This window comes from Paenalcaligenes sp., assembly GCF_030152715.1.
Taxonomy (GTDB): Bacteria; Pseudomonadota; Gammaproteobacteria; order Burkholderiales; family Burkholderiaceae_B; genus Paenalcaligenes; species Paenalcaligenes hermetiae.
This window is the reverse complement of the sequence record NZ_JASLIX010000018.1, coordinates 1-2,964: the sequence shown is the minus strand read 5'-3', so window position 1 is coordinate 2,964 and position 2,964 is coordinate 1. Positions and strand designations below refer to the sequence as shown.

The following is a 2,964-nucleotide window of genomic DNA, read 5'->3' as shown; positions in this document are numbered from 1 at the left end:
GCGGATGAAAAGATGGTAGAGAAAGTGCAGCAAGGTGGGCTGAGCGTAGAGCAATATAATGGAATTAGTTTAGCGATTCAGCAGGACCCAGCCTTGCGTCAGCAGGTAGAGCAGCGTATTCAAGCTCAGTAAAACCTGATCTCTCTCCTGCATAAAGTGCACCATTGTTTAGGCAATGGTGCTTTTTTTATGTCTAAAAATCCTTTTTTAAAACAAAATAAGTTCGAATGAACCGCTAAGACGTCATTTGATTTTCATATTGGCTTCATGCTTGCGTCATATCTCCTTTTTACACTGTGTCTTATTCGAGTGAAGTGGATGATGAGTTGAATATGAGCCTGAGCACGCGTCAGCGTCATATTGTGGATTTATTACGGGATAAGGAAGCCCTAAGTGTGGCTGAGTTAGCCCATTATTTTCAGGTGACTCCACAGACCATACGGCGGGACTTAAATCGTCTTTATATGGCGAATTTATTACGACGGCATCATGGTGGGGCGCAGATCGTGCATAGCCCTGTAAATAGCTCTTTCCAAAGTCGTCGTATTCGTCATTTACCTGCTAAGGCACGTATAGGCAAGGCCGTATCGGCGCTAATTCCACAGGGTAGCTCGTTGTTGTTTGGTTTTGGGACGACACCGGAGCAAGTGGCTTTAGCTTTAGCACAGCATCAACATTTAACGGTGGTGACAAACAATTTGGCTGTAGCACTCGCGTTAAATCACGAGCAGAGTAATCGTATTGTTTTACCGGGAGGTTGTTTACGGCAACCCAATCCAGAGATTTTAGGGGCTGAGGCGGTGGCGCTATTTCAAAGTTATCGCGCGGATTTTGGTGTTTATGGGGCAGGAGGGGTGGATAGCGATGGGGTGTTGCTCGATTTTGATCATGATGAAGTGAGCTGTCATACCGCATTACGGCAAAGCTGTCGGGTACGTATTTTGGTATTAGATAGTAGTAAGTTTGGTCGCCAAGCCCCCATGCCAAGTGGGCATGTGCAAGAGGCGGACTACATTGTGACGGATAAGCCTTTACCAGAAGGGATAGCAGCTTATCTTGCGTCTCATACCCAGATCATTATTGCAGAAAAGGAAGAGTGATGGGTGCGGATATAGCGATACGTATGCAGGGCTTGTACAAAGCCTTTGGTGATCACGTTGTGATAGATCATCTTGATTTGAATATTAAAAAAGGGCATTTCACCGCTTTGCTAGGCCCTTCGGGGTGTGGGAAGTCGACCTTGTTACGCTTAATGGCGGGCCTAGAAGAAGTAGACCAAGGGCGAATTATTATGGGAGGTGAGGATGTGACCTATGCCTTACCCGCACAGCGATGTTTATCGATGGTGTTTCAATCCTATGCGTTATTTCCTCATCTAAGCGTAGCAGAAAATATTGTTTTTGGTTTGAGTGTGCGAAAGGTCAATAAGCACGAGCGTGATCGTCGGTTACAAGATGCATTGCGTCTGACCAACCTTGGTGGCTTGGAACATCGCAAGCCGGGGGAGCTTTCTGGTGGGCAGCGTCAACGTGTTGCATTGGCACGGAGTATTGTATCTGGGCATGATTTGTGCCTGATGGATGAACCTTTATCTAATCTCGACGCGAAGTTACGCCATAGCGTGCGGCATGAAATCCGAGCTTTACAACAACGGTTAGAAATGACAGTGGTTTATGTCACTCATGATCAAACTGAAGCATTAGGCATGGCTGATCATGTGGTGCTTTTAAACGCGGGCCGTATTGCACAGCAAGGTTCCGCACAACAGTTGTATGAGCAACCAGAAAACACGTTTGCTGCAGGTTTTATCGGAAGCCCTCCGATGATGTTGATCGATAGTCAGTTGTTACCTGCGGCGCATTGGATGCTTATGCAGTCTTCTGCTTTACCGCATTGTGTGATTGGGGTGCGTCCAGAGCATTTACGTTTGATTCCTGTGCACCCTGATTTTGTACAGGTTACGGTGTTGCAACAAGAGTTTCAGGGGGCTCAGTCTTATATTTATGTGCAGCTTCCCGACCTGAATACCCTCATTATTCATAGTGCAGATAAGCAGTCCTATGAATCTGGACAGCGGTTAAGTTTGCATTGGGAACCACGTAATTCACATTTTTTTGATATCACCTCAGGGCAACGTCTTCCGGTCGTGTCGTCTTGGGATGCTTCTTTGGCCGTTGCACAGTGTGCATAAACGGTAATTTTTTGAGAGATAAACGATCATGCTAAAAAAGCTTGTCTATGCCACTTCGTGTGCGTTTGCTATGGCTTATGGTGCCAGTGCAATGGCTAAAACAGAACTGACCATGTACTACCCGGTTTCTGTGGGTGGGCCTTTAACAGAGGTAATGGATGGGTTGATTGCTGATTTTCAAAAAGAAAACCCAGAGATCACTGTCAAAGCAGTGTATTCCGGTAATTATGATGAAACACGAGTGCGGGCTTTGTCAGCGCTACGTGGGGGCGAGTCCGTTCAACTTTCTGTGTTAGGCGCTTTAGATGCGCATGACTTAGTTGAGCAGGGGTTGGTTGAGTCTTTTAGTGATATTGCTAAAACGGATGAGGAAAAAGCGTGGTTAACAAGTTTTTATCCTGCACTAATGGCTAATGGCACGATCGAAGGTAAGGTATGGGGGATTCCTTTTCAGCGCTCTACCATTGTGATGTATTACAACAAAGAAGCGTTTAAAGCTGCAGGCTTAGATCCCGAGGTTGCGCCTAAAACATGGGATGAAATGGTTGCTGCAGCACAAGCTCTGACTAAAGATAAGCAATATGGCTTAATGATTCCATCAACGGGCTACCCCTATTGGATGTTTCAAGCGTTGGCGATTCAAAATGGCCAAAAGCTAATGAACGAAGAGGGGACGGAGGTGTATTTGAATACGCCCGAGGCGGTAGAAGCGCTTACTTTCTTCCGTGATTTAGCGACTAAATATCAAGTTAGCCCTAAGGGGACCATCGAAT

Annotated in this window: 4 protein-coding genes; all 4 read left to right on the top strand. The window is 46.1% G+C overall.

Annotated elements, in window-relative coordinates:
- Positions 1 to 12 precede the first annotated feature (12 nt).
- A complete protein-coding gene (locus Q1V74_RS01080) occupies positions 13 to 132 on the top strand; it encodes a DUF4168 domain-containing protein (protein ID WP_300646676.1) in 120 nt (39 codons plus the stop codon).
- A 164-nt stretch (positions 133 to 296) separates the two neighbouring features.
- Complete coding sequence (locus Q1V74_RS01075) at positions 297 to 1,100, top strand: DeoR/GlpR family DNA-binding transcription regulator (protein WP_300646675.1); 804 nt, start codon at positions 297 to 299, stop codon at positions 1,098 to 1,100.
- Positions 1,100 to 2,191, top strand: coding sequence for an ABC transporter ATP-binding protein (locus Q1V74_RS01070; RefSeq protein WP_300646674.1), 1,092 nt, complete (start codon positions 1,100 to 1,102; stop codon positions 2,189 to 2,191). Before Q1V74_RS01075 ends, Q1V74_RS01070 begins: the two co-directional genes overlap by 1 nt.
- A 28-nt stretch (positions 2,192 to 2,219) precedes the next feature.
- A partial coding sequence (locus Q1V74_RS01065) for an extracellular solute-binding protein (RefSeq protein WP_300646673.1) occupies positions 2,220 to 2,964 on the top strand: 745 nt, incomplete at its 3' end.